Source organism: Flavobacterium sp., from assembly GCF_027483985.1.
Classification (GTDB): domain Bacteria; phylum Bacteroidota; class Bacteroidia; order Flavobacteriales; family Flavobacteriaceae; genus Flavobacterium.
On the sequence record NZ_JAIXTJ010000042.1, the window covers coordinates 126,371 to 153,141 of the forward strand.

A 26,771-nucleotide genomic window follows, 5' to 3' on the forward strand; every position below is an offset into this window, starting at 1 on the left:
TGGATTTTTGTTTTTAGGAAGTTCAAATTAAAATACCTTTCATAAAAACTATTGTAGTAAACAAAAAAAGGCACACCTTAAGTATGCCTTTTTTCCGTTTTAAATGATATTTATCCTCTTATTCCGTCTATAAATGTTTGAATAGAATCTTTTGTTGTTCCTTTCGCTTCTAAATGCTTTATAAAGGCACTTCCAATTATAGCGCCTGAACTGTACTTGCATACTTCATCAAAAGAACTTTTATCGTGAATCCCAAAACCTATTAGTTGTGGATTGTTTAATTTCATACTCTTGATGCGTTCAAAATAATTGGTTTGAAAAGTGTTCGCATCAGTACTTCCAGTAATACTATTAGAAGAAACTAAATAAATAAATCCGTTGCTGTTTTCATCTATTTCTTTAATTCTTTGCTGCGAAGTTTCTGGAGTAATCAACAATAGATTGGAAACGTTGTTTTCTTCGCAAATAGCCTTCAAATGGGTTTGATAGTAATTCAAAGGCATATCAGGAATAATAATTCCGTCAACACCCAGTTCATTACACTTTTGAATAAAAGCTTTTTCTCCAAACTGCAATACAGGATTCAAATAACCCATTAATATTATCGGAATTTGCGTTATTGAACGCAACGATTGTAACTGTTCAAACAAAAGATGCAAGGTCATTCCGTTTTCTATAGCTTTTGCACTGCTTTCCTGAATAACAGGTCCATCTGCCAAAGGATCAGAATATGGAAAACCAATCTCAATCATGTCAACATCACTTTCCGCTAAATTTTTTATTATGGTTAGTGTATCATTCAAACTAGGATATCCAGCCGTAAAATAAATAGATAAAATAGTTTCTTTCTTGCTTTCAAATAATTGGTGAATTCTATTGCTCATCTTGCATAAATTTTTTCAATGTTTCTAAATCTTTATCGCCTCTTCCCGATAAATTAATAACCACTACATCATCCGATTTGAACTTCATCTTTGGTAAATAAGCTAAGGCGTGAGCCGATTCTAAGGCCGGAATGATACCTTCCTTTACAGACAAATCAAACGCTGCCTTGATAGCTTCTTCATCGGTAATACTAACAACTTCTGCTTTTTTAGTGTCGTGCAAATAAGAATGAATCGGTCCGATTCCAGGATAATCCAATCCTGCCGAAACCGAATGTGGCTCAACGATTTGTCCATCATCCGTTTGAATTAAATAAGTTTTACTTCCGTGAATGATTCCTTTTTTACCCAAAGCAATCGTTGCCGCAGTTTTACCTGAATTTACTCCTTCACCGCCAGCTTCAATAGCAATTAATTGAGTTATACCATTGTCAATAAAATGATAAAACGCACCAATCGCATTACTGCCACCACCAAGACATGCCAAAACATAATCGGGATTTTCATTACCTGTTTTTTCCTTCAACTGAATTTTGATTTCTTCACTGATAACCGATTGAAATTGTGCCACTAAATCAGGATAAGGATGCGGACCAACAACCGAACCAATGATATAATGCGTACCAACCGGATCGTTAATCCAAGCTCTGATAGCTTCGTTTGTAGCGTCTTTCAAAGTTTTACTTCCGCTGGTTGCTGGTTGTATTTTAGCTCCTAACAATCGCATACGGTCTACATTGGGTTTTTGACGTTCAATATCCACTTCTCCCATATAAATCGTGCAATCCATATTCAATAAAGCGCAAGCAGTAGCGGTAGCAACACCGTGTTGACCTGCACCAGTCTCAGCAATAATTCGCTTTTTATTAAGACGTTTGGCTAACAAAACCTGTCCAATAGCGTTGTTGATTTTGTGCGCACCTGTATGATTCAAATCTTCTCGTTTCAAATAAATTTGAGCACCAAATTCCTCAGATAAGTTTTTTGAAAAATACAAAGGTGTTGGTCGACCCACATAATCTTTGAGCAATAATTTAAATGCTGCTTGAAAATCTTCTTCTTGTATGATTTTTAAATAATTTTCTTGAAGCTCTAACACATTTGGATACAACATTTCGGGCACAAAAGCTCCGCCAAATTCACCATAAAATCCGTTAGCATCGGGTTGTAATTTCGTTTTCATTGTGTTCTTATTTTGTAAATTAATTCGTCTACTTCTTCTGTAATTTTCTTGTAATTGGTATCCTCTAGTTTGCTATTAAAATCCAATCCTTGTAACATTGGGAAATTTAATTTTTGAATAGCTCCTAAACTTTCAAAACTCAATCCTCCACTTAAAAAAAACGGTTTTGAAAGGGTGTACTGTTCTAAAATCTGCCAGTCAAATGCTCTGCCACTTCCGCCATAAGTATCAGTTTTTGTATCAAATAAAAAGTAATCACAAACCGATTCAAAGGCAGTCGTGTCTTCAAAGTTGAAAAAATTATCTACTGAAAATGCTTTGATAATTTTAATTCCTTTTTCCTTAATAACAGCACACGTTTCAACCGATTCTGTTCCGTGTAATTGCACAAAATCAAAAGCATATTGTTTCGCAACTTCTACAACAGTTTCGGGACTTTCATTAACAAAAACAGCTACTTTTTGCACCTTCTCTGGAAGTTTCGCTAATGACTTAAGAGGAAAATTTTCTCCTACAAAACGTTTGGATTTTGGATAAAAAATAAATCCCATAAAATCAGGCTGCAAAGCGCCAACGTCACTGATGTTTTTTGGAAATTTCATTCCACAAATCTTTATCTTCATCCTTTTAACTTTTGAATTAGTTCATAACATTTCAAAGCGGGTTGCGCTTCTTTCATAAAGTACTCTCCTATCAAAAAACCATCAAATCCGTTATTTTTCAAAAGTTGCACTACTTCAAGGGAATGAATACCGCTTTCAGCAATTTTCACACGAGATTCCGGAAGTAATTGCGCCAATTTAATACTGTTCTCAACCGAAACTTCAAACGAATTTAAATTGCGGTTGTTGATTCCAATCAAATCAAAATTCAAATCAAGATTGTCTAAAATTTCAGTCTCATTTTGAGTTTCTAGAAATACTTCTAATCCGAGTTCGTGTGCTAATTGCGTATAAGATTGCAACTGTTTTTTAGTCAATATTTTAGCAATCAACAAAATAACATCAGCACCCATTGCTTTAGATTGAAACAACTGGTATTCATCGACAATAAAATCTTTTCGCAACATCGGAATAGTATTGTTTTGTCGGGCCAATTCAAAATCATTTGGTCTTGCTCCAAAGAACTCGACATCGCTTAAAACCGACAAACCCGATACTAAAGCTTCCGCATATCCTTGGGTAACTTGAACCACATCGGCATCTAAATTAATATTCCCTTTGGCAGGTGATTTTCTTTTGAATTCTGATATAATACCGCCTGTAACCGAACTGGTAATGGCTTTTTTTAAAGAATGTGTTGCTGATTGGAACAAGGGAAACTTTTCTAATTCAGCTACAGAAATTGCCGATTTTAAAACCGCAACTTCCTTTAATTTTTGTGCTTTTATAGTATCTAAAATGGTCATCGAATAGAAGTTAAAATAGTTAATGATTGTTTGGCTTTTTGTTCAAATAAAGATGCTTTGGCCAGTTCAAACGCTTCTTGAAAATTTAAATTTTGACGGTAAGTTTGAATAGCTAAAGCGGCATTAGACAACACCACATTGTTTTGCGAAGCCGTACCTTTTCCGTTGATAATGGTTGTAAAAATTTCGGTAGCTTCGGCAACGGTGTTTCCACCAAATAATTCATTGTAAGTTACTTTTGGCAAGTCTAAATCTGAAGCATCTAAAATTTGCTCGCCATTGTTTTGAATAATTTTGACACTATCCGTCAAAGTGATTTCATCAAAACCATCCAAACCATAAATAATACTGTAATTAGAATTATTATTTTGTAAAATGTAATGATACATTCGAGCCAATTCTAAACTAAAAACACCACTCATTTGCACTTTCGGTTCAGCAGGATTTACTAATGGACCCAACATATTAAAAAAGGTTTTAACGCCGAGTTCCTTTCGGATTGGTCCAACCGTTTTCATTGCTGGATGAAATAATGGCGCGTGTAAAAAAGTGATGTTGGCTTCTTTAATTTGCGTTTCAATAACCGTATTATCAGTGGGAAATACAACACCCAAACTTTCTAAAACATTAGACGAACCTGAAACCGATGACACACCATAATTTCCGTGTTTAGCAACCGGAATTCCAGCTCCAGCAACAACAAAAGAAGTTAAGGTTGAAATGTTAAACGTATTTTTTCCATCGCCACCAGTGCCACAAACATCCATCGGATTGTAAGCTGATAAATCTACCTTGTGACATAATGAAAGTAAAGCTTCTCTAAAACCAATTAATTCGTCAAGAGTGATATTTCGCATTATAAAAACGGTCAAAAAAGAAGCAATTTGTGCCGAATTATATTTTCCTAAAGCTATATTTTCTAAAACCTCTTTGGCTTCTTCTTTAGAAAAGGTCTTGTGTGCGTATAAATAATCTAATATATTTTTCATAGTTAATTTTTTAACCAATTATTTAAAATTTGTGCTCCGTGTTCGGTTAAAACAGATTCTGGATGAAATTGCACACCACGCCAATCAAATTGTTTGTGTTTGATTGCCATAATATTTTGATTGGCATCTTTGGCTAATACTTCAAAATCGGCTGTGCTTGAAGGTTCAACAACCCACGAATGATAATGACCAACCTTGAAGTTTCTTGGAAGATCTTCAAACAAATAATCTTCTTTTTCGATTGAAATGGTTGAAGCAATGCCGTGTAAAGGTTCTGGCAAATTGTGTAAAATTCCACCCGAAAATTCGCCAATGGCTTGATGACCTAAACAAACACCAAGTATTGAAACGGATTGGTTTTGTTCTAAAACTTTCAGCATCTTCCCAGCATTCATCGGAATTCCTGGTCCAGGAGAAAGCAAAATTTTATCATACAAATGCACAGTTTCTAAATTGACTTTGTCGTTTTTAACTACATCAATAGTGGCGTCAACCAAATTATGCATCATACAAACCAAATTGTACACAAACGAATCGTAATTATCTATAACTAATATTTTCATAATTTATAAGGTTTGTGCCAAATCAATGGCTTTTCGCAAAGCCGTTAGCTTGTTATTTACTTCATTAAGTTCTGACTGTGCATCCGATTTTGTTACAATGCCGCATCCTGCTTGATAAGTCAATTCGTTTTTATAACTCAAAAAAGAACGGATAAAAATGGCGTGGTTAAAGGTTTTATCCAATCCAATAATACCAATGGCGCCACCATAAAATCCGCGACTGTCTGGTTCGTTTTCATCAATAATTTGCATCGCTCTGTGTTTTGGTGCACCCGATAAAGTTCCTGCCGGATAAGTATCACCAAGAATTTTAATTGGGTTGAAATCATCATTCAATTGCGCGCTAACTTTTGAAACCATATGAATTACGTGAGAATACAATTCGATTTCTTTAAAACGCTCCACAGTTACCGCAGTACTATTTTTACTTAAATCGTTTCGTGCTAAATCAACCAACATAATGTGTTCTGCATTTTCCTTCGGATCCATTTGCAAGGCTTCCGACAAAACTTTATCATCATCAGAATTTCCTGTTCTTTTAAACGTTCCTGCAATAGGATTAATTACCGCTTTTTGATTACTTATAGTCAATTGTGCCTCGGGCGAGGAACCAAAAATTTTGAAATTACCATAATCAAAATAGAACAAATATGGCGACGGATTAATCGAACGCAAAGCTCTATAAACATTGAATTCATCGCCTTGAAATTGTTGCTTAAATTTTCGTGAAAGTACCACTTGAAAAACATCGCCTTGAAAACAATGTTCTTGACCAATAGCAATTTTTTCAAGAAATGCCTCATCATTAAAATTAGAAGTTTCGTCATTTACTTTCTTAAAATGAAAAGTGGTTACCGCTCGATTGGCAACCAAATCAACTAGTTCTGACAAGTTCGAATCTTGATTAGGCAAAAGATTTTCTAGGATAAATAATTCATTATTAAAATGATTAAAAACAATAGTAAATCGGAACAAATGGTATTGCATCAAGGGCAAATCAAACGACTGATTTTTAAATTCAATGTCTTCAAACAGCGGAATAGCATCATAAGAAGTGTATCCAAATAAGCCGTTAGTTACAAATCCTAAATTCAAATCTTCTGATTGGAACGAAGTTGTGAATTGATTCAATTCAGAAGCAATTTCAATAGCATCAGTGGGTTTCACTTGACTAGTTCCGTCAGGAAAATCAAGTTTAGTAGTATCTTTTTTTACAACAAACGAAGCTATCGGCTGAAAACATAAATAAGAAAAACTATTTTCTTTGCTTTTATAATCAGAACTTTCTAATAAAAAGCTGGTTGGGAATTTATCGCGTAACTTCAAGTACAACTCCACTGGTGTGTGGGTATCACTTAGAGTTTTTTTGAATTTGGTTTGAAAGGAATACATATATAAAATGTTGTTTTTGGAAAATTTAGACATAAAAAAAACCCACTTGGAAAAGCGGGTTTACAAATATTGTAGAAAAATACAAATAGCAATTACCAACCAATTCCAAAAACGGAGTTAGACGTGTGCCACCAATTTGTATTTTGCGTTGTAGTAATCATATTGGTGCAAACGTATAAATTTTTTTAACACCAAATACAGTATTTATTAAATTTTAACATTTGTTTGAATTTATTTAGTTTTCATTCTGCGTTGCAACTCTTGTTCTATGTCGTTTAATTTCAAATTTTTGGCTTGCAATAAAAGCAGGTAATGAAACAACAAATCGGCAGCTTCGCCAATAAATAAATCTTGGTTATCATCTTTAGCCTCAATTACTAATTCGACAGCTTCTTCTCCAACTTTTTGAGCAATTTTGTTGATACCTTTCTTGAAAAGTGACGCTACATAAGACTCTGAAGTAGGATTTGAAATGCGATCTTCAATAGTGCTTTCCAATTGATTTAAAAAAGAAACAGATGGTTCAGTAGCAAAACAAGAAGTCGTTCCGTTGTGACACGTTGGTCCGTTGGGATTGACTTGAATTAGCAAGGCATCGCTATCACAATCTTCTTTTATCGAAACAACGTCCAAAAAATTACCCGAAGTTTCACCTTTAGTCCACAAGCGGTTTTTGCTGCGACTAAAAAAAGTAACTCGATTTTCTGCTTTGGTTTTTTCAAAAGCGGCTTCATCCATATAACCCAACATCAACACTTGCTGCGTTTGATTATCCTGAATAATTACAGGTAGTAATCCATTTGATTTATCGAAATTTAGTATCATCTGATAGGTATATTTTTAGTTTTTAAATAGTTTTTTAAATCGGGTATCGCTACTTCATTATAGTGAAAAATACTTGCTGCTAAGCCAGCACTAGCTTGTGTTTTTTGGAACAATTCGGCAAAATCATCCGCACTTCCAGCACCGCCAGAAGCAATGACCGGAATAGAAATCGCTTCACTAATTTGATTGGTAATTTCCAGAGCAAAACCTTTTTTTTCACCATCGTTATTCATAGAAGTAAGCAAAATTTCGCCTGCGCCAAGTTCGGTTACTTTTTTTGCCCAATCCAAAGCCTTCCAATCGGTTTGTTCGGTGCCACCTTTTACAAATACAAACCAGTCATTGTCAACCAATTTAATATCTATAGCAACCACCACAAATTGACTACCAAACTCTTTAGCCAAATCTGAAATTAAAGCTGGATTTTTAATGGCTGCTGAGTTAATACTTACTTTATCGGCGCCATTTTGCACCATAATCTTAGCATCAGCAACCGAATTGATGCCACCACCAACTGTAAAGGGAATCGAAAGTTTTTTGGCAATTTGGTCCACTAAATCGGCTAAAGTTTTTCGGTTTTCTAAAGTGGCCGAAATATCTAAAAAAACCAATTCATCTGCGCCATTTTCAGAATAAAATTGGGCTAATTCTAAAGGATTTCCAGCATCTTTTAAACCTTCAAATTGAATACCTTTCACAACACGTCCGTTTTTGATATCCAAACACGGTATAATTCTTTTCTTTAACATAACTGCATCAATTCTTTTAAATTTATGGTGTTTTCATAAATGGCTTTACCAATAATAGCACCTTCACATCCCAATTCTCTTAACTTTTGCACATCATCAAGAGTAGTAATACCGCCACTCGCAATCAATTTTACATTTGATTTTTTTAGAATATCAGCATATAATTCTAAGGATGGTCCGTTAAGCATTCCGTCTTTTTCAATATCAGTCGAAATAACATACTGAATACCATTCTTTTCATAGGCTGCAATAAAATCAATCACATCCGTTTCAGAAGTTTCTAACCAACCTTGTGTCGCGATTTTGCGGTTCAAAGCATCGGCACCAAGTATAATTTTATCAGCACCATATTTGGCAATCCATTCTTTAAACAATGTCGGATTCTTTATGGCAATGCTTCCACCTGTTATTTGACTCGCACCATTTTCAAAAGCAATTTCGATATCTTTATCTTGCTTAATGCCGCCACCAAAATCGATTTTCAAACTGGTTTTTGTGGCAATTTCATACAGTACTTTGTAATTGATAATGGTACTTGATTTCGCACCATCCAAATCAACTAAATGCAAAAACTGCACACCTTGATCTTCAAAAAATTTGGCCACTTCCAAAGGGTTTTCATTGTAAGTTTTTTGCGTAGCATAATCGCCTTTGGTCAATCGGACACAAGCTCCGTTGATGATATCTATAGCTGGAATAATTCTCATAATTGTAAAAAATTTAATAAAACTTGTGCGCCAACACTAGACGATTTTTCAGGATGAAATTGGGTGGCATAAAAATTATCCTTTTGCATGGAAGCACTAAACGGCTCAATATAATCACAAACTGAGGTAGTATCTTCACTAATTTCAGCATAATAACTGTGCACAAAATAAAAATCAGAATCTGCTGGAATATCCTTGAAAATTTCAGATTTCACTGCTGAAATAGTATTCCAACCCATATGAGGTACTTTTTCTTTGGCTTCAAATTTTTTCACTTTCGCCTTAAAAATTCCCAAACATTCTGTAGTTCCTTCTTCTGAAAAATCACAAAGCAATTGCTGTCCTAAACAAATTCCTAAAACAGGTTGCTGCAGTTGTTTGATAACCACATCCAACTTTCGTTCTTTTAAATACTTCATTGCCGAACTCGCTTCGCCTACACCAGGAAAAATAACTTTTTCTGCTAGTTTAAGAACCGTTTCATCATCGGTTACTATGCACGGAAATCCCAAACGCTCTACTGCATTTTTCACCGATTGGATGTTGCCTGCATTATATTTTACTATTGCTATCATAATATTCCTTTGGTACTTGGAATGGTAGTTGAACCATCTTTTTTTACTGCAATTTTTAAAGTTCGAGCAAAGGCTTTAAAAATCGATTCTATTTTGTGGTGCTCATTGTCGCCTTCACATTTTATATTCAAATTGGATTTCGAACCATCGCAAAACGATTTGAAAAAGTGTGAAAACATTTCGGTTGGCATTTCACCAATTTTTTCGCGTTTAAATTCGGCATCCCAAACCAACCACGAACGTCCACCAAAATCTAAAGCAACCTGCGCCAAACAATCATCCATCGGAAGTAAAAAGCCGTAACGTTCAATCCCTTTTTTTGAACCTAATGCTTTCGCAAAAACCTCACCCAAAGCAATCCCGACGTCTTCAATAGTGTGGTGCTCATCAACATACAAATCACCTTTTACTTCAACATATAAATCCATCGTTCCGTGCTTGGCAATTTGTTCTAACATATGATCAAAGAAACCTAAACCAGTTTTAATACTGCTTTTTCCGCTTCCGTCAAGGTTTAAATCAATTGTGATTTTGGTTTCATTAGTGTTTCTAACAACAGTAGCAGTTCTAGGTTGTTGTTTCAAAAACTGATAAATATCGCTCCAAGAGGTCGTGCTTAAAGCAGCTTTTTCATTAGCTTCAGCTCCAATAAAAATTGCCTGACTTCCTAAGTTTTCTGCCAATTGTACATCGGTTTGGCGATCACCAATTACAAAAGAATTTTTTAAATCATAAGAGCCTTTTACATAGTGTTGCAACAATCCAATGCCTGGTTTTCTGGTTGGCAAATTTTGCTCAGGAAACGAAACATCAATAAGAATTTCACTAAAGGTAATGCCTTCGTTTTCGAACGCTTGAATGATTTTATTCTGAGCTGGCCAAAAGGTGTTTTCTGGAAACGAATCAGTTCCCATACCATCTTGATTGGTGACCATAACCAACTCATAATCCAATTCGGTAGCAATTCTAGATAAATATTGAAAAACCTTCGGGTAATATTCTAATTTTTCTAAAGAATCCAATTGATAGTCAATGGGCGGTTCAATGACTAATGTGCCATCGCGATCTATAAATAATACTTTTTTCATTTTTAGTGAATTTATTTTAATGTTTCAACTTCTAAAAGTTGCAATACATATAGTAATTGTTGGTTCTCTCGTGGTGTTCCAACGGTGATTCGAATCGTATTTTCGACTACCGAACTTCGGTTGCGTGTAATGATTTGTTGTTCAATCAAACTGTTGTAAATTGCTGTAGCGTTTTCCATTTCAACCAATAAGAAATTGGCATCTGATGGATAAATTTTAGTCACAAAATCTAGTTCTAAAAGTGCTATTTTAAGCAATTCGCGTTCTGATTTAATCAATTGCACATTAGATTTAAAAACAGAATCATCGGCAAGCGATTGAACAGCAGCTTCTTGATTTAACTGACTAACATTATACGGTGGTTTTACTTTATTCATTACTGAAATGATAGTTTCATTGGCATAAGCAATTCCAACGCGAACCGCAGCCAAACCTCGAGCTTTGCTGAACGTTTGAGAAACAATTAGGTTAGGATATTGTTTGATTTTAGCAACCAACGATGGTTGTTCACTAAAGTCAATATAAGCTTCGTCTAGAAAAACAATTCCGTTGAAGTTCGAAATAATATATTCTAAATTTTCTAATGAATTTCCGGTTGGATTATTAGGCGAACACAAATACAATATTTTTGCTTGCTCTGCTAAAATGGCCTCAGTATTCAACTGAAAATCTGCTGTTAACGGAATAGAAACGATTTCAACATTATTAATATTAGCGTATACTTCATACATACCGTAGGTTGGCGGACAAATAATGATTTTATCTTGGTTGGGTTCACAAAAAACACGTTGCACCAAATCAATGATTTCATCACTTCCGTTGCCTACCAAAATATTTTCAATTGCTACTTTCTTTTGACCACTCAAAATTTGTTTCAAGCGCCACTGGTACGGATCAGGATAACGATTTAATTTGCCATACGGATTTTCATTCGCATCCAAAAAGATGCCTTCTGTACTTTTATATTCATCTCTTGCACTAGAATAAGGTTTGAGATTTAAAATGTTTTGTCTGATTAAACTAGTGATATTATCCATTTTGTAGTTTTTTTAATCGAATAGAAACAGCATTTTTGTGAGCTACTAATTGTTCTGCTTCAGCCATTATTTCAATTGTTTTTCCTAAATTTTGTATGCCGAGTTTGGTGATTTTTTGAAACGTAATTTTCTTTACAAAACTATCTAAGGAAACACCGCTGTAATTCCTTGCATAACCATTAGTTGGCAAAGTATGATTGGTTCCACTAGCATAATCACCAGCACTTTCACAACTGTAATTTCCTATAAAAACCGAACCTGCATTTTCAATCTTCATCAACTTATCTTCCGCATCTTCGATAGCTAAAATCAAGTGTTCTGGAGCATAAAAGTTACTGAAAGCAAGAGCCGTTGAAATACTTTCAAAAACTAATGCACGACTGTTTTCTAAAGCTTTTTCTACTACTGAAACTCTAGGTAACTGTGCTTTTTGAACAGCAATGGCTAGCGAAACTTGTTGAACAAGTGCTTCAGATGTAGCTACTAATATTACCTGACTATCGCCACCGTGTTCAGCTTGTGAAAGTAAATCAGAAGCTACAAAATCAGGATCAGAAGTAGCATCGGCAAGAACCAACAATTCACTTGGTCCTGCAGGCATATCAATTGCAATACCAAGTTGTTGTGCATATTGTTTGGCTGCCGTTACATATTGATTTCCAGGTCCGAATAATTTTGAAACTTGCGGCACTGATGCTGTTCCAAAAGTCATTGCTGCAATTGCTTGAATACCACCAATTTTATAAATTTCAGTTACACCAGTCAATTGTGCAGCATACAAAATAGCTGGATTGATAGCCCCATTTTTATCAGGTGGCGAACACAAAATAACATTTTTGCAACCTGCAATTTGAGCCGGAATAGCCAACATCAAAACCGTTGAAAAAAGTGGTGCTGTTCCACCAGGAATATAGATACCAATGGTTTCTATAGCGCGACTTTCTCTCCAACAAAAAACACCAGCCGTAGTTTCAATTTTGGTAGCAATTTCTCTTTGTGATTTGTGAAAGCGTTTAATATTTGCCGCAGCTTCTTGTATAGCAGTTTTCAACTCGTCCGAAACAAGTGCGCTAGCCAATTGTACTTCCTCTTCGGTAACTTTAAAATTAGTTACAGCAACACCGTCAAAAATGGAGGTATATTTTGTGACAGCAGCATCACCATTTTTTTGAACATCCGAGAAAATTCCCTTCACCGTTTCGTTCAAATCGGCAACGGCAAATGTTTTTCTTTGGGCTAAATTTTCCCAATCAGAAAGTGGTGGATTTATGTAGGTTTTCATCTGTAAAAGGATTTATTTATTGTATCATTTTTTCAATCGGAATTATCAAAATTCCTTCGGCACCAAGCGATTTTAGTTGTTCAACAACATCCCAATAATCGTTTTCTTTGACTACAGAGTGCAAACTACTCCAACCTTCTTCTACAAGTGGTAAAATGGTAGGCGATTTCATTCCTGGCAAAATTTTGCAAATCGATGCAATCGCAGTATTGGGCGCATTAAGAAGGATGTATTTATTCTCTTTTCCGTTGCGATAAGATTCAATTCTAAACAACAATTTGTTTAAAATTTGCTGCTTTTCAGCAGATAAATCAGTATTAGAAATCAAAACGGCTTGACTTTTAGAAATCACTTCTACTTCTTTCAAACCATTCATAATTAAAGTGCTACCCGAACTTACAATATCAAAAATAGCATCGGCAAGTCCAATTCCAGTAGCAATCTCAACACTACCACTGAGTTCTTCAATGATTACAGGAATGTTTTTAGATGTAAAAAAATCAGTTAGTATTTTTGGATAACTAGTAGCAATTTTTTTGTTTTCAAAATAACTCAAATCGGTATAAACTTCGTCTTTTGGAATGGCTAAAGAAAGTTTGCACGATGCAAATCCAAGTTGAGAAATAGTAGTTACGTTTTTGTTTTTTTCCCAAACTTCGTTTTCTCCAAGAATACCAATATCGGCAACTCCTTGTTCTACGTATTGCGGAATATCATCATCGCGCAAATACAAAATTTCGATAGGAAAATTACTGGCAACGGCTTTCAGTTTTCGCTCTCCGTTAGAGATTTGAATGCCACAAGATTCTAATAATTGAAGTGATTTTTCACTCAGTCGGCCACTTTTTTGGATGGCAATTTTTAAAGTACTCATTTTTGTTTTGGGATAAAATCTGAGTATAAACGACTGTAATAAAAACAAAAAAAACCGTCAGATATACTCAGACGGTTTTTAAATATGTTTAGCTACAATACATCATTAACTCGCCTGTGTGGTGAGATGATGATGATGCAATTGAGCGTTTGAAAATTTCATTTTTGTTTTTTTGATGCTGCAAATATATAAAGTTTATTTCGGTACAGACTACTATTTTATAATTTTTAACATTTGTCTATTGTTTAATAATGGAACATTGGAGCACCAAAGTGTAACAAAAAACAGCATAAACCTACTAATCTAGAAGTACTTATTTTTACAGAACAAATTATAATAGAATATGAAAAACATCAAAATCTCACTTCTTGCTGCAACAGTACTTTTAGCTTCTTGTAGTAAAAAAGAAGAATTGGCATCAGGTATCACAAAAAAAAATATGGATACCTTAGTAAAACCTGGTGATAATTTCGATCGTTTCGTAAACGGAACTTGGGCAAAAAACAATAAAATACCTGCTGACAAATCCTCTTATGGCGCTTTTGATATGTTATATGACAAATCACAAAAAGACGTCAAAGCAATTATTGAAGAAGCTTCTAAAGGGAGTTTCGCTGAAGGTTCAGACGAACAAAAAATCGGCGACTACTACGGCTCGTTCATGAACCGTAAAGACAGAGATGCTAAAGGTGTTACTCCAATTCAATCGGAATTAAAAGCGATTGATGCTATTGCAAACTATACCGACTTGGCAACCTATTTCGGAAAAGCCAACAGAATCGGAGTTTCCATTCCGTTCTCTGTTTCGGTAACCGAAGATTTTAAAAACCCTAAACAATACACGCTAATGACTTGGCAAGGTGGTTTAGGACTTCCTGAAAGAGAATACTACCTACAAAACGACGCTAAAATGGTAGCGATTCGCAAACAATATGTTGCGCATATTGAAAAAATGTGGCAGTTAGTCGGACTTCAAAATGGTGCTGAAAGTGCTGCTAAAGTAATGGCTTTAGAAACTACTTTGGCTACAAATCACATGAAAAAAGAAGACACTCGTAACACAGCTAAACTCTACAATAAATATGCTTTAACCAATCTTAAGTCGTTAATGCCTGATTTCGATTGGACGGCAATGCTTAAAAATGCTGGTGTAGCTTCTGAAAAAAACATTGTAGTGGCTCAAGTAGAGTACACCAAAAGTTTAAATAACGTGATTAAAAATACGCCAATTGATACTTGGAAAACGTATTTAAAATGGGGATTGATTAATAATGCGGCTAGTTATTTAAATACAGCATTAGACAAACAAAACTTTGAATTTTACGGCAAAACGTTATACGGAACGGAACAACAAGAAGAAGATTGGAAAAGAGCTGTTAGTGCTGTAAATGGCGGTTTGGGAGAAATTGTTGGAAAAGTATATGTAAAAAAACACTTTACTCCTGAGGCTAAAGAACGCATGACAGCTATGGTTAAAAACCTACTTAAAGCTTACGCAGAAAGCATCAAAGGATTAGATTGGATGAGTGCTAATACCAAAAAAGAAGCTTTAGCTAAAGTGGATAAATTCATGATTAAAATTGGATATCCTGATAAATGGAAGGACTACTCTTCGCTAAAAGTAGCTAAAAATGATTTATTCGGAAATGCTACAAGAGCTACCGAATTTGAATACAACAGAATGCTAAACAAACTAGGAAAACCTGTAGATAGAACAGAATGGGGAATGACACCTCAAACAGTCAATGCATATTACAATCCAACCTTAAACGAAATTGTTTTTCCAGCAGCCATCTTGCAACCTCCTTTCTTTAATTTAGCTGCAGATGATGCTGTTAATTATGGTGGAATTGGTGCCGTAATCGGACACGAAATCGGACACGGATTTGACGATCAAGGAAGTACTTTTGATGGTGAAGGTGTGATGAGAAATTGGTGGACACCACAAGATTTAGCAGCCTTCCAATCAAGAACTAAAGCATTAGTTGACCAATATAATAGCTTCAAAGCTTTTCCAGATTTAAACCTTAACGGAAGTTTTACGCTAGGTGAAAACATCGGTGATTTAGGTGGATTAAGCATCGCTCTTAAAGCCTACAAAATGTCACTTAACGGAAAAGAAGCTCCTAAAATGGACGGCTACACCGGAATTCAAAGAGTATTTCTTGGTTGGGGACAAGTATGGTTAGACAAAACTCGTGAAGAAGCCTTGAGAAATCAAATTGCTTCCGACCCACATTCGCCTGCTAAATTTAGAATTAATGGTGTGGTTAGAAACATTCCTGAATTTTATGAGGCGTTTAATGTTAAACCAACTGATTCACTTTACTTAGCTCCAGAAAAAAGAGTTAAAATTTGGTAATACACAGCAAATACATAAACAAACCCAGCAATACTGTTGGGTTTTTTTATTGCTATTACATTTAAAAAATATAAATAACAGAATCAATAATTTCACTATTTTTGTGTAACAAACACTTCAACACCATCAAAAAATGAAAAAATCAATTCTAATAATGGCTTTGGCACTACCAATCACACTTATGAGTCAAAACAAATTGCAATATCCTACTACAAAAAAAGGTCAAGTAACCGATACTTATTTCGATACCAAAGTAGCCGATCCTTATCGCTGGCTTGAAGACGACAGATCTGACGAAACGGGTTCTTGGGTAAAAGAACAAAACCGTTTAACCTACGACTATCTTGGTAAAATTCCTTACCGTGAAGCTTTAAAAGCAAGACTTGAAAAACTTTGGAACTACGAAAAAATAAGTGCGCCTTTCAAAGAAGGTAACTTTACGTATTACTATAAAAACAACGGACTACAAAACCAATCCGTGCTGTATAGAAAAGACGCTAAAGGTGTAGAAAGTGTATTTCTTGATCCTAATACTTTTTCAAAAGATGGAACCTCATCACTTGGTGGCGTAAATTTCTCGGAAGATGGCTCTAAAGTTGCCTACTCGATTTCAGAAGGTGGAAGCGACTGGAGAAAAGTGATCGTTATGGATGCTGTTACCAAAAAAATACTGGAACCAACGCTAGAAGATATCAAATTCAGTGGCGTATCTTGGAAAGGAAACGAAGGCTTTTACTATTCAAGTTACGACAAACCTGAAGGAAGCGAACTATCAGCCAAAACCGACCAACACAAGTTGTATTTTCACAAACTAGGAACACGTCAAAAAGACGATAAAGTGATCTTTGGTCTTGATCAAAAAAGAAGATATGTAGGCGGTTATGTTACAGAAGACAATCATTATTTGGTAATTTCTGCTTCTACATCAACTTATGGAAATGAACTTTACATCCAAGATTTAACCAAACCAAACAGTCCAATTGTAACTATTGTTGATAATTTCAACAGTGATAATTCAATCATCGACAGCCAAGGTTCTAAATTATTTATTGCTACCGATTTAAATGCACCCAATACACGTGTAGTAACCGTAGATGTTAGCAATCCGAAACCTGAAAATTGGAAAGACCTAATTCCTGAAACCGAAAATGTACTTAATGTATCAACAGGAAGTGGCTACATTTTTGCCAATTATATGATTGATGCAGTCAGTGCCATCAAACAATATGATTATACGGGAAAATTAGTACGAAATATCAAACTTCCAGGCATCGGAACTTCAGGTGGTTTTGGTGGTAAAAAAACAGAAAAAATACTTTATTATTCGTTTACTAATTACATAACGCCAGGTTCAACTTATTCGTTTGATCCAAAATCGGGTGATTCTAAAATTTATGAAACACCAAAAATTGATTTCAAGTCAGAAGATTATGAATCAAAACAAGTGTTTTATACTTCTAAAGATGGAACAAAAATCCCAATGATTATTACCCACAAAAAAGGATTGAAATTAGATGGTAAAAACCCAACTATTCTTTATGGATATGGTGGTTTTAATGTGAGTTTAACGCCAAGTTTTAGTATTTCAAATGCCGTTTGGATGGAAAATGGTGGCATTTATGCGGTAGCCAACCTTCGTGGTGGTGGAGAATACGGAAAAAAATGGCACGTTGCCGGAACTAAAATGCAAAAGCAAAATGTATTCAATGATTTTATCGCTGCAGCAGAATACTTAATCGCTGAAAAATATACTTCTTCTGATTTCCTTGCTATTCGTGGTGGATCTAATGGCGGATTATTAGTAGGTGCGACAATGACACAAAGACCCGACTTAATGAAAGTGGCTTTACCAGCAGTTGGAGTAATGGATATGTTGCGCTACCACACTTTCACGGCTGGTGCAGGTTGGGCTTACGATTATGGAACAGCGGAAGACAGTAAAGAAATGTTCGAATACATCAAAGGATATTCTCCGGTGCACAACGTAAAACCAAATACCAAATATCCTGCAACAATGGTAACAACTGGTGACCACGACGATAGAGTAGTTCCAGCACACAGCTTTAAATTTGCTGCCGAATTACAAGAAAAACAAGCAGGAGAAAATCCAACACTAATAAGAATAGACATAAACGCCGGACACGGAGCAGGAAAATCAGTAGCCGCATCCATCCAAGAAAGCGTAGACATCATGGCATTCACATTATACAATATGGGAATAACTAAACTTCCGTAGTCAGTAGGCAGTGCTCAGTCTCAGTATTCAGTATTTTACACATCGAAAACTGAGACTGAAAACTGATCACTGAACACTGAACACTGAACACTAAAACCTACTTCGGCAAAGGCGCACCAACAGCTACAGAACAAACATGACCTTCTTGTCCGTGTGGTGGATTCATTCCCGGAGCCGTTTCTACTGGAGCAGCGATAGTTGCAGGAATGTTATTATTTGTAGTCGTAATCGTAGCACCATTTTTAGTTACCGTTCCAGGAGTTGATCCTGCAGAAGTAATGGTAGCTGATTGTGTTGAAGCTGTTGTAGTTTTAGCTGGAGCCGAATTCAATGGTGCACCAACTGCAACATCACAACGATGTCCTGGTTGTCCGTGTGCCGGATTCATTCCTTTTCCAACCGCTACAGGTTGCGCCGTTGTTGGTGCTACCATACCATTTGGTGTAGTCATCATTGGTGTTCCTGCTTGCGGAGCTGTCGTTGATGGTGTCGTTGGTGCGGCAGTTGGACCTTTAAAATCATCTGAAAACACCGAGGTTTCTGGATTATTTGAAACTACAGTAGCTTCTTCTTCTTTCTTGCAAGAAACAAATCCCAAAGCCAAAAAAACTATACTTAATACTATCTTTTTCATAAAAATTCTTTTTTTTGATAACATCAAATATACAAGTTTTATAAAACAAAACAATAAGACACCGTTCATTTTGAAAAACACCACCCAATTCTCCCACAAAAATCACTATATTTATACCACTAAATAAATCAAAATGTCGATCACCAAACCTATAGTGCTACTTTTATCATTACTTGCCATTACTTCAAGTTGCAACCAATCGCAATCTAAAGAAAACAACCAACCAAAAGTTATAAAAAAGGCGGTCAAAGTAGCCAAAGTCATCACCTTAGATACCGTCGATTTTAAAAAAAGAATGGTAGCATTAAGCAATGGCGATACTACCGGAAAATGGCCCGTAAAAACTGTGCATCCTTTACCTGGAGCACTGCTACCCTACAAACGCATCATTGCTTTTTATGGAAATTTATATTCTAAGCGAATGGGAATACTAGGCGAACTTCCTAAAACCGATATGCTCAACAAACTAAAAGAAGAAGTAGCACTCTGGAAAGCTGCCGATTCAACAGTAGAAACTGTACCGGCTTTGCATTACATTGCAATTACCGCTCAAGGCAAAAATGGTAGCGGTAGCAACTACCGACTCCGCATGCCATTCAAACAAATTGACACCATAATGGCTTGGGCAAAAGAAATTGACGCCTTGGTTTTTCTAGATGTACAAATAGGACACAGCACCGTAAAAGAAGAAATTGCAACACTTACCGATTACTTAAAACTACCCAACGTTCACCTAGGCATTGACCCAGAATTTTCTATGAAAGGTGGCGAAATACCCGGTGCCAAAATCGGAACAATGTCAGCAACCGATATTAATGATGCCATTGATTTTTTAACCACTTTAGTTACAGAAAACAACCTACCACCAAAAGTATTAGTAGTACACCGTTTCACTAAAAAAATGATTACCGATTACAACCAAATAAAACCAACCGCACAAGTACAAGTAGTAATTGACATGGACGGCTTTGGCAGCAAAGAACTAAAAAAAGCCACTTGGATGCGAACCATCTACCCAGAACCAGTGCAATTCACAGGCTTCAAACTCTTCTACAAAAACGACAATGAAGGCAAAGCTGAAATGTACACACCACAAGAATTACTAAAGTTCACACCAAAACCGATTTATATTCAATATCAGTAAACTACAAGTCCCATAAAAAGCTAATGCACTCTACCGTCACTTCGAGTGATTTAATATTTTAAAAACGCCAGTTTTTAGAATGTAAAATTGTATCGAGAACCTATGAAAACCCAACCCCAAATAAACAAATTGTAAACACCACCAACACAACCATAACCTTTCCTAAAGATTCCACTACCATATAGTGACAATTTTTTATTTTTAGATTAATACTACTTTAACACATCCGATGGAGTTTTGTAGCAACATAAAAACTACACAACATGTCAAAAAATTACATTACTAAAACCCTATCTGTTCTAGTACTTTTTGCTGCTTCCTTCTCTTGGGGACAAACAATCGTGCACTACTGGAACTTCAACAACAACGCTTCGGTTGCTGCAATTACTGCGCCAACTCAAACACTTGGTGGCGCTACTTTAAACGCCATTCCTGGCGGAAGTAGTACTATTAACTTTGCTAGCGGAACAGGTCAGAATTTTAATATTCTTAACCTGAATGCGCAAAACGGCGATGCCTCTGGAACCCATTTACGTTTTGATAATCCCATTGGTGGAGCTTTAGAATTTGCACTTCCAACTTCAGGCTTTGAAAACATTATCGTCAAATTTGCCACCCGCCGATCCAACAATGGTGCTGGTTCTCAAACTTGGTCCTATTCTATCGACGGATCAACTTACACTACATTTACAACTGTACTTCCTAATAACGGCGATCCAGCTTTAGTAACTTTAGATTTTTCAACAACTGCTGGAGTGAACAACAATCCAAATTTTAAATTAAAAGTAGAATTCACGCAAGGTTCAGGTGGCATTGAAGGCAACAACCGATTTGATAATTTTACTGCGCAAGGAACAGCATTTGGCGGTGGTGATACTGTTGCTCCAGTGGCTACATTTACCCCAGCAAATGCCGCTACCAATGTTTCGGTTGCAATAAATCCAACCATCGCTTTCAATGAAGCAATCCGATTAATCGATAACTCAGCTATTACAAATACTAATGTTGATGCCGTGGTAGAATTACGTTTGAACAACGCTTCTGGAACCATTGTACCATTTGACGCAACCATTTCTGGAAATACCATTACAATAATTCCAAACGCAACTTTAGCTATTAATCAAACATATTATGTGGCTTTATTACCAAATGTTATAGAAGATGCAAGCAACAATGCGATTGCTACCACAACAACAGCAAGTTTTACAACTGGAAATCCAACGGCGAGTTTGGCATCTAATTTTGTTACCGTTAATGAAGGTGCTGGAACACTTTCATTCACAATCAATTTAACCAATCCTACAACTAGTTCAGTAAATTTAGTGGTGAAAAATGCTCCTTTCAGTACGGCAAATGCAAGCGATTTTACATTGGCTACGCAAACACTAAACTTCACTGCTGCAAGTGCTTTAACACAAACCATCACCATTCCTATTATTGATGATGCAACGGCCGAACAACAAGCAGAATATTTCGTACTAAGCCTTGAAAATCCTGTTGGTTTATCAATTACAGGAACGACAACGGCTACGATTTATATTATCGATAACGATAATGTAGCGCCAACTCCGAACAATCAAATCGAACTAAATTATATCGGAAGTTTTGACCCTTCAGGAACCAACACCAGTACTTGCGAAATTGTAGTACACGATCCAGCGTCGCAACGTTTATTTACTACAAGCGCAGTGGCAGGATTTTTAGACATCATTAATTTCGCTAATCCAACTACTCCAATCGTTATCAATTCTGTTGATATGAATCCTTATGGTGGTGTAACTTCTGTAGCAGTTAAAAACGGAATCGTAGCAGTTGCTTCCCCAAATACCGACGAAACCTTAAACGGATCAGTAGTGTTTTTCGACACTAACGGAACGTTTCTAAATCAAGTTACTGTGGGTGCATTACCTGATATGATTACGTTTTCTCCAGACGGAACAAAAGTGATGACCGCCAACGAAGGACAACCAAATGCCAATTATTCTATCGATCCAGAAGGTTCAGTAAGTGTGATTAATATTGCCGGCGGCATTGCTTCGCTGACACAAGCTAATGTAACTACGTTATTATTCACTGACTACAACACACAAGAAGCAACTTTAATCGCTTCTGGAGTTCGTAAATTGAAAGCTACAAGCACGATGTCACAAGATTTTGAACCAGAATACATCACCATAAGTGCCGATTCTCAAAAAGCGTGGGTAACCTTGCAAGAAAACAATGCTATTGCCGAAATCAATTTGGCAACCACAACCATTGCAGACATTTGGGCATTAGGAACCAAAGACGTGAGCCTACCAGGAAACGGAATGGATATTTCAGACAATAACGGACAAGTATTGATTGCCAACTGGCCAATTCAAGCCTTTTACATTCCTGATGCTATAGCAAATTATAACGTTGCCGGAACCAATTATATCGTAACAGCCAATGAAGGTGACGAAAAAGAATACACAGGTTTTACCGAAAGAACTACAGTTGGAGCAACTACTTACAACCTAGATGCTACCAATTTCCCAAATGCTAGCGTTTTAAAACAGTCTTACAATATGGGACGTTTTAGAGTAACCAACTTAAACGGAAACACCGATGCCGATGCCGAATTTGAAACCATCAATGCAGTAGGAACGCGTTCGTTTTCTATCTTCAATACTACCACAAAACAAATTGTTTTTGATAGTGGCGATGCTTTCGAAAGATTTACAGCGGCCAATTATCCAACCATTTTCAATGCCGATCACGAAAGCAACACGCCCAAAGGAAGAAGTCGTGCCAAAGGTCCTGAGCCAGAAGGCGTAACCGTAGCACAAATCGGAACCGAAACTTTTGCTTTCATTTCCTTAGAACGTGTGGGCGGCGTTATGGTGTACAACATTACCAACCCAAACAATGCCGTATTTGTAGATTACAAAAACAGTCGAAGCACCTCAGCATTCGCAGGCGATCACGGACCAGAAGGCATCACTTATGTTACTGCTGCCAACAGCCCAACAGGAACTCCTTACGTTTTAGTAGCCAACGAAATTAGTGGAACAATAACCATCTTTGAAGTAGACACTAACAGCTTAGCCAACAACGAGTTTACCAACAACACCAAAACATTTAACTTGTTCCCAAACCCAGCCAACGCTGACGGAATAGTTTACTTTAACCGCACAGCCGACATCGAACTATATGACCTTTCAGGAAAACTATTGTTCGCTCAAAAAGACGCACAAACCCTAAACACCAAAACCTTGTCAACCGGAATTTACCTAGTAAAAACCAGCGAAGGCATCGTTAAAAAAGTAGTAGTAAAATAAGTAGTAGTTTTTTTTAGTTGATAAGACCTCTGACGAAAGTTGGAGGTTTTTTTGTTGATTTTATTAAAAATATTCCATTATGGAATACCGAATGTTAATTACGAATATTGCATATTGGAATATTCAAGCCTTTTTTGTATGCAAGATAAAAAAATCAATCAATACATATCTCATCAATTGGTGAAGGCTCGTGAAGAGCTCAATTTAACTCAAAAGAATGTTCAGGAAAAAGGAATAATTAAACAAAGTAATCTTTCCAAAATAGAGAATGGAGTGCAGAATATTAGTGCATCAAAACTTTTTATTCTAGCAAATTTTTATAAAAAACCAATATCATTTTTCTTTCATAATGAAAACCAATAAGAAATATAAAGCAATTGACATTTTCAGTGGAGCTGGCGGAATGAGTATTGGCGCTGCTATGGCAGGAATAAAAGTTGTTGCTGCTGTTGAATATGATAAACACGCTGCTGCAACTTTCAAAGTTAATCATCCTAATGTAGAAATTTTTCCGACAGATATTAGAGAAGTAACCTTATCAGATAAATATAAAAACCCATTTGTTTTATTTGGCGGCCCACCTTGTCAAGGTTTTTCAACTTCTAATACCAAAACAAGAAATTCTGAAAACTCAAATAATTCACTTTTCTGGGAATATATTAGACAAGTTAAAGAACTTTCTCCTGATTGGTTTGTTTTTGAAAATGTTGAAGGTATTAAGTCATTTGATGGAGGAACAGTAATTGATCGACTTGAAGAAGAGTTTAAAAAATTAGGTTATAAGACTAGTTGGAAAGTACTAACTGCTTCTGATTATGGTGTTCCACAAAATAGGAACAGATTTTTTATGATTGGAAATAAGCTAAATATTGATTTTGTATTTCCTGACAAAAAAAAACAAATTGTAACTGTTAAAGATGCACTTGAAGATTTACCTAATCTAAAAAATGGAGATTTGTTTGATGAATTAGAGTATAAACAAGCCTCAGTTAGTCCTTATGCAAAGTTAATGCGTGGAAAAGTAGAAAAAGCATCTCAAAATTATGTCTCAAAAAATAAAGAATATGTAGTTGAAAGATACAAACACATTAAGCCCGGTCAAAATTGGAAAGCAATTCCAGAGGAGTTAATGAAAAACTACACTGACACAAAAAATTGTCACAGTGGAATTTACAAAAGACTTGATCCCAATAGTCCATCAGTTGTTATTGCCAATTACAGAAAAAACATGTTGATTCATCCGTTTGAAAACAGAGGTCTTTCAGTAAGAGAGGCGGCTAGAATACAAAGTTTTCCTGATAATTTTATATTTAGAGGAAATCTATCTTTTCAACAACAACAAATTGGAAATGCTGTTCCGCCTTTATTAGCAAAAGCTATTTTTAAGCAAATAATTAAATTAACCCCTAATGGCAAAAACAAAAAATGAGGAAAACTTTTTAAAGTTTAACTTTGACGTAAGTGCTTTTAGACTTTTAGGAAGAGAATTAATAACTGATAGAATAACTGCATTATTTGAGTTAGTAAAAAATTCTTATGACTCTAATGCTAATGATGTAACGATAGAATTTATAAAAATAAATCCTATTAATGATGAAACTAAAATTATAATCCGTGATGATGGTTTTGGGATGGATTATAGTGACATCAAAAATAGATGGATGGTAATTGGAACAAGCAGTAAACGTAGAGAAAGGAAAACACCTGAGCCCTATAACAGAATTGTATCTGGGAAAAAAGGGATTGGAAGGTTTGCTGTTGATAAACTTGGTGCTAAATTAATTTTAAAAACTAAGAAAAAAGGATCTAATCAATTGTTTTGTTTAGAAACAGATTGGATTAATTATTCAAAAATTGAAAACAACCAAATGTCTCTAAATTTTGGAGATTCTAAAGATTTTTTTACTGATATTAAAAACAGATACTGGCTAGAAAATGCCGATACTGAATTACATGGAACTACTCTTGAAATATCAGGAATTGAAGAAGAATGGTCTGAAAAAGATATTGACCGTGCATACAAAGAACTATCAAAACTTGTTTCTCCTAATAATGATAGTAAACTATACCCATTTCATATAAATATTAAATCAGAATATGAAAAGTATAAGAATGTTTCTATAAAGCCTCAAATAATTGATTTTGCAACTTTAAAATTTGAATTAGCATATAATTTAGAAGAACAAACGCAAGAAATTTTACAGTTTAAAAGCAATCAATTAAATATAATTAATGTACCTATTAGAGATTGTGGACCTTTAAAAAGCACAATTTATTATTTTGACCAAGCTGCAAAGAATAAATATAAAAAACATTTTAACACTGAAATTGATGGTATAAAAATATATAGAGATGGTCTTATAACAACTCCATTTGCTGAGTATGTCGAAACACAAAATGAACAAAAAGACATTTTAGGTCTTGACAAAAGAAGATGGTCTGCTTTTTTTGATAAAATAGGAACTAGAGACCTTCTTGGATACATTGAGATAACAGACAAATTAAATCCTTTTATTATTGAGTCTACAAATAGACAAGGTTTTGTTGATAATAAAGAATTTTATCAGGTCAAGAAATTTGTAATAGAACAAATTCAACAAATTGAAAATTATTTAAAAAACCAAAAGACTTCATCAAGAGAAACTACTAAATCTGGGTTAAGCGGAGCTAGTGACAACATTAAAGATTTAAAAAGCGATATTTCAAGAATTAAAGACACTTCAAGTCCTGAGGTTAAAGAAGTTTTAACAAATATTGAGAAAAACCTTTCTAAATTACAAGGAACTGTAAATAAAAGCATAAATGATTTTAATAAATCAGAAGAAGAGAAAAAACAAATTGAAAATCTTTTATTTAGTTTGGTTTCATTACAGACATTCGCCGCGATGTTTTCCCATATGACAAAACATACAATTGGGCATATAATAACCAGTGCTGAATATTTCAGTAATAATTTTCCAAACCCAAAGCTAGAAGATAGATTTTTAAAAATTTCTAGAAAGATTTATTCTGAAATGATAAAATTAAGAACTGGAGTTGATTTTATGCTTAAATACGCAAAAACAGATAGTAATTTTGAAGAAATAAGTATAAAAGAATTAATAACCAATCTTTTCAATAACATTTATGAAGAAATTTTATTAAAAGAAAAAATACAGACTGAAATAATTTTAGATAAAGATTTAATTTTGAATTATAACAGAAAAGCAATTGAAGATATTTTAGATAATTTAATTTCAAACTCTATTAAAGCGCTTAAAAAACAATCTATTAAAAAAATCAAGTGTAGTGGAATTGTAAACAAGACTGATTTTACTTTAATTTTCTCTGACAATGGTTCAGGTATAGATGAGCAAGATAAATTTAGAATTTTCGACATCTTTTTTACTACAACTGCAGAAGATGGAGGAGCTGGAATGGGGCTTTATATGGCAAAAACTAGAATTGAAGCAATGGGTGGAGAAATTGAAGTTATAGAAAATGAGTTTAAACCAACCGGTGCAACTTTTAAAATTACATTACCTTTTAAAAAATAGG

General features: G+C 35.2%; 23 protein-coding genes. 7 read left to right on the forward strand and 16 right to left on the reverse strand.

From position 1 onward, the window contains the following. Nucleotides 1-110: 110 nt before the first annotated feature. The 15 genes from trpA to hisG all read right to left on the reverse strand — a co-directional run bounded on the left by trpA (nt 111) and on the right by hisG (nt 13,556). Entirely contained in the window at nt 111-884 is a 774-nt protein-coding gene (trpA, locus tag Q0050_RS10830; RefSeq protein ID WP_298395432.1) for a tryptophan synthase subunit alpha, read from the reverse strand. Continuing rightward, nucleotides 874-2,067: a tryptophan synthase subunit beta gene (gene trpB / locus Q0050_RS10835; RefSeq protein WP_298395435.1), complete on the reverse strand. Its 1,194-nt coding sequence runs from the start codon at nt 2,065-2,067 to the stop codon at nt 874-876. Before trpB ends, trpA begins: the two co-directional genes overlap by 11 nt. Continuing rightward, nucleotides 2,064-2,690, reverse strand: coding sequence for a phosphoribosylanthranilate isomerase (locus Q0050_RS10840; protein ID WP_298395438.1), 627 nt, complete (start codon nt 2,688-2,690; stop codon nt 2,064-2,066). The genes trpB and Q0050_RS10840 overlap by 4 nt, the downstream gene beginning before the upstream one ends. Further along, entirely contained in the window at nt 2,687-3,475 is a 789-nt protein-coding gene (locus tag Q0050_RS10845; RefSeq protein ID WP_298395441.1) for an indole-3-glycerol-phosphate synthase, read from the reverse strand. Before Q0050_RS10845 ends, Q0050_RS10840 begins: the two co-directional genes overlap by 4 nt. Next, the gene (gene trpD, locus Q0050_RS10850; RefSeq protein WP_298395444.1) at nt 3,472-4,464 is read right to left on the reverse strand and encodes an anthranilate phosphoribosyltransferase; all 993 of its coding nucleotides are present in this window, start codon (nt 4,462-4,464) and stop codon (nt 3,472-3,474) included. The genes Q0050_RS10845 and trpD overlap by 4 nt, the downstream gene beginning before the upstream one ends. A gap of 2 nt (nt 4,465-4,466) precedes the next feature. Continuing rightward, on the reverse strand, nt 4,467-5,027 hold the full coding sequence (locus Q0050_RS10855) for an aminodeoxychorismate/anthranilate synthase component II (protein ID WP_298395446.1): 561 nt from the start codon (nt 5,025-5,027) through the stop codon (nt 4,467-4,469). Between the two features lie 3 nt (nt 5,028-5,030). Beyond that, the gene (locus Q0050_RS10860; protein ID WP_298395449.1) at nt 5,031-6,419 is read right to left on the reverse strand and encodes an anthranilate synthase component I family protein; all 1,389 of its coding nucleotides are present in this window, start codon (nt 6,417-6,419) and stop codon (nt 5,031-5,033) included. Nucleotides 6,420-6,650: 231 nt separating this feature from the next. Then, nucleotides 6,651-7,244: a bifunctional phosphoribosyl-AMP cyclohydrolase/phosphoribosyl-ATP diphosphatase HisIE gene (gene hisIE, locus Q0050_RS10865; protein ID WP_298395452.1), complete on the reverse strand. Its 594-nt coding sequence runs from the start codon at nt 7,242-7,244 to the stop codon at nt 6,651-6,653. After that, a complete protein-coding gene (gene hisF / locus Q0050_RS10870) occupies nt 7,241-7,993 on the reverse strand; it encodes an imidazole glycerol phosphate synthase subunit HisF (RefSeq protein WP_298395455.1) in 753 nt (250 codons plus the stop codon). The genes hisIE and hisF overlap by 4 nt, the downstream gene beginning before the upstream one ends. Next, on the reverse strand, nt 7,987-8,700 hold the full coding sequence (gene hisA, locus Q0050_RS10875; protein WP_298395457.1) for a 1-(5-phosphoribosyl)-5-[(5-phosphoribosylamino)methylideneamino]imidazole-4-carboxamide isomerase: 714 nt from the start codon (nt 8,698-8,700) through the stop codon (nt 7,987-7,989). Before hisA ends, hisF begins: the two co-directional genes overlap by 7 nt. After that, on the reverse strand, nt 8,697-9,275 hold the full coding sequence (gene hisH, locus Q0050_RS10880) for an imidazole glycerol phosphate synthase subunit HisH (protein WP_298395458.1): 579 nt from the start codon (nt 9,273-9,275) through the stop codon (nt 8,697-8,699). The genes hisA and hisH overlap by 4 nt, the downstream gene beginning before the upstream one ends. Next, entirely contained in the window at nt 9,272-10,363 is a 1,092-nt protein-coding gene (hisB, locus tag Q0050_RS10885; protein WP_298395461.1) for a bifunctional histidinol-phosphatase/imidazoleglycerol-phosphate dehydratase HisB, read from the reverse strand. The genes hisH and hisB overlap by 4 nt, the downstream gene beginning before the upstream one ends. 11 nt (nt 10,364-10,374) lie before the next feature. Beyond that, a complete protein-coding gene (gene hisC / locus Q0050_RS10890; protein ID WP_298395464.1) occupies nt 10,375-11,400 on the reverse strand; it encodes a histidinol-phosphate transaminase in 1,026 nt (341 codons plus the stop codon). Continuing rightward, entirely contained in the window at nt 11,393-12,682 is a 1,290-nt protein-coding gene (gene hisD / locus Q0050_RS10895) for a histidinol dehydrogenase (RefSeq protein ID WP_298395466.1), read from the reverse strand. Before hisD ends, hisC begins: the two co-directional genes overlap by 8 nt. Nucleotides 12,683-12,698: 16 nt before the next feature. After that, nucleotides 12,699-13,556 carry an ATP phosphoribosyltransferase gene (gene hisG / locus Q0050_RS10900; RefSeq protein ID WP_298395469.1) on the reverse strand — a complete coding sequence of 286 codons (858 nt, stop codon included), beginning with the start codon at nt 13,554-13,556 and terminating at the stop codon, nt 12,699-12,701. Between the two features lie 343 nt (nt 13,557-13,899). On the opposite strand from hisG, the gene Q0050_RS10905 reads away from it, so the two are divergent. After that, nucleotides 13,900-15,918 carry a M13-type metalloendopeptidase gene (locus tag Q0050_RS10905; protein ID WP_298395472.1) on the forward strand — a complete coding sequence of 673 codons (2,019 nt, stop codon included), beginning with the start codon at nt 13,900-13,902 and terminating at the stop codon, nt 15,916-15,918. Nucleotides 15,919-16,051: 133 nt separating this feature from the next. Then, nucleotides 16,052-18,154: a prolyl oligopeptidase family serine peptidase gene (locus Q0050_RS10910; protein ID WP_298395476.1), complete on the forward strand. Its 2,103-nt coding sequence runs from the start codon at nt 16,052-16,054 to the stop codon at nt 18,152-18,154. Nucleotides 18,155-18,251: 97 nt separating this feature from the next. Here the strand turns inward: Q0050_RS10910 and Q0050_RS10915 are convergent, their stop codons facing one another. Beyond that, nucleotides 18,252-18,788: a hypothetical protein gene (locus tag Q0050_RS10915; protein WP_298395478.1), complete on the reverse strand. Its 537-nt coding sequence runs from the start codon at nt 18,786-18,788 to the stop codon at nt 18,252-18,254. A gap of 133 nt (nt 18,789-18,921) precedes the next feature. Here Q0050_RS10915 and Q0050_RS10920 point away from each other — a divergent pair, with 133 nt between their 5' ends. The 5 genes from Q0050_RS10920 (at nt 18,922) to Q0050_RS10940 (ending at nt 26,770) form a co-directional block, all read left to right on the forward strand. Continuing rightward, entirely contained in the window at nt 18,922-19,932 is a 1,011-nt protein-coding gene (locus Q0050_RS10920) for a hypothetical protein (protein WP_298395481.1), read from the forward strand. 263 nt (nt 19,933-20,195) lie between these two features. Further along, a complete protein-coding gene (locus Q0050_RS10925; RefSeq protein ID WP_298395484.1) occupies nt 20,196-23,234 on the forward strand; it encodes a choice-of-anchor I family protein in 3,039 nt (1,012 codons plus the stop codon). A 138-nt stretch (nt 23,235-23,372) separates the two neighbouring features. Next, nucleotides 23,373-23,597 (forward strand): helix-turn-helix domain-containing protein, encoded by a 225-nt coding sequence (locus Q0050_RS10930; RefSeq protein ID WP_298395487.1) that lies wholly within the window; start codon nt 23,373-23,375, stop codon nt 23,595-23,597. Then, complete coding sequence (locus tag Q0050_RS10935; RefSeq protein WP_298395489.1) at nt 23,584-24,663, forward strand: DNA cytosine methyltransferase; 1,080 nt, start codon at nt 23,584-23,586, stop codon at nt 24,661-24,663. Before Q0050_RS10930 ends, Q0050_RS10935 begins: the two co-directional genes overlap by 14 nt. Continuing rightward, the gene (locus tag Q0050_RS10940) at nt 24,644-26,770 is read left to right on the forward strand and encodes an ATP-binding protein (RefSeq protein ID WP_298395492.1); all 2,127 of its coding nucleotides are present in this window, start codon (nt 24,644-24,646) and stop codon (nt 26,768-26,770) included. The genes Q0050_RS10935 and Q0050_RS10940 overlap by 20 nt, the downstream gene beginning before the upstream one ends. Nucleotide 26,771 lies beyond the last annotated feature (1 nt).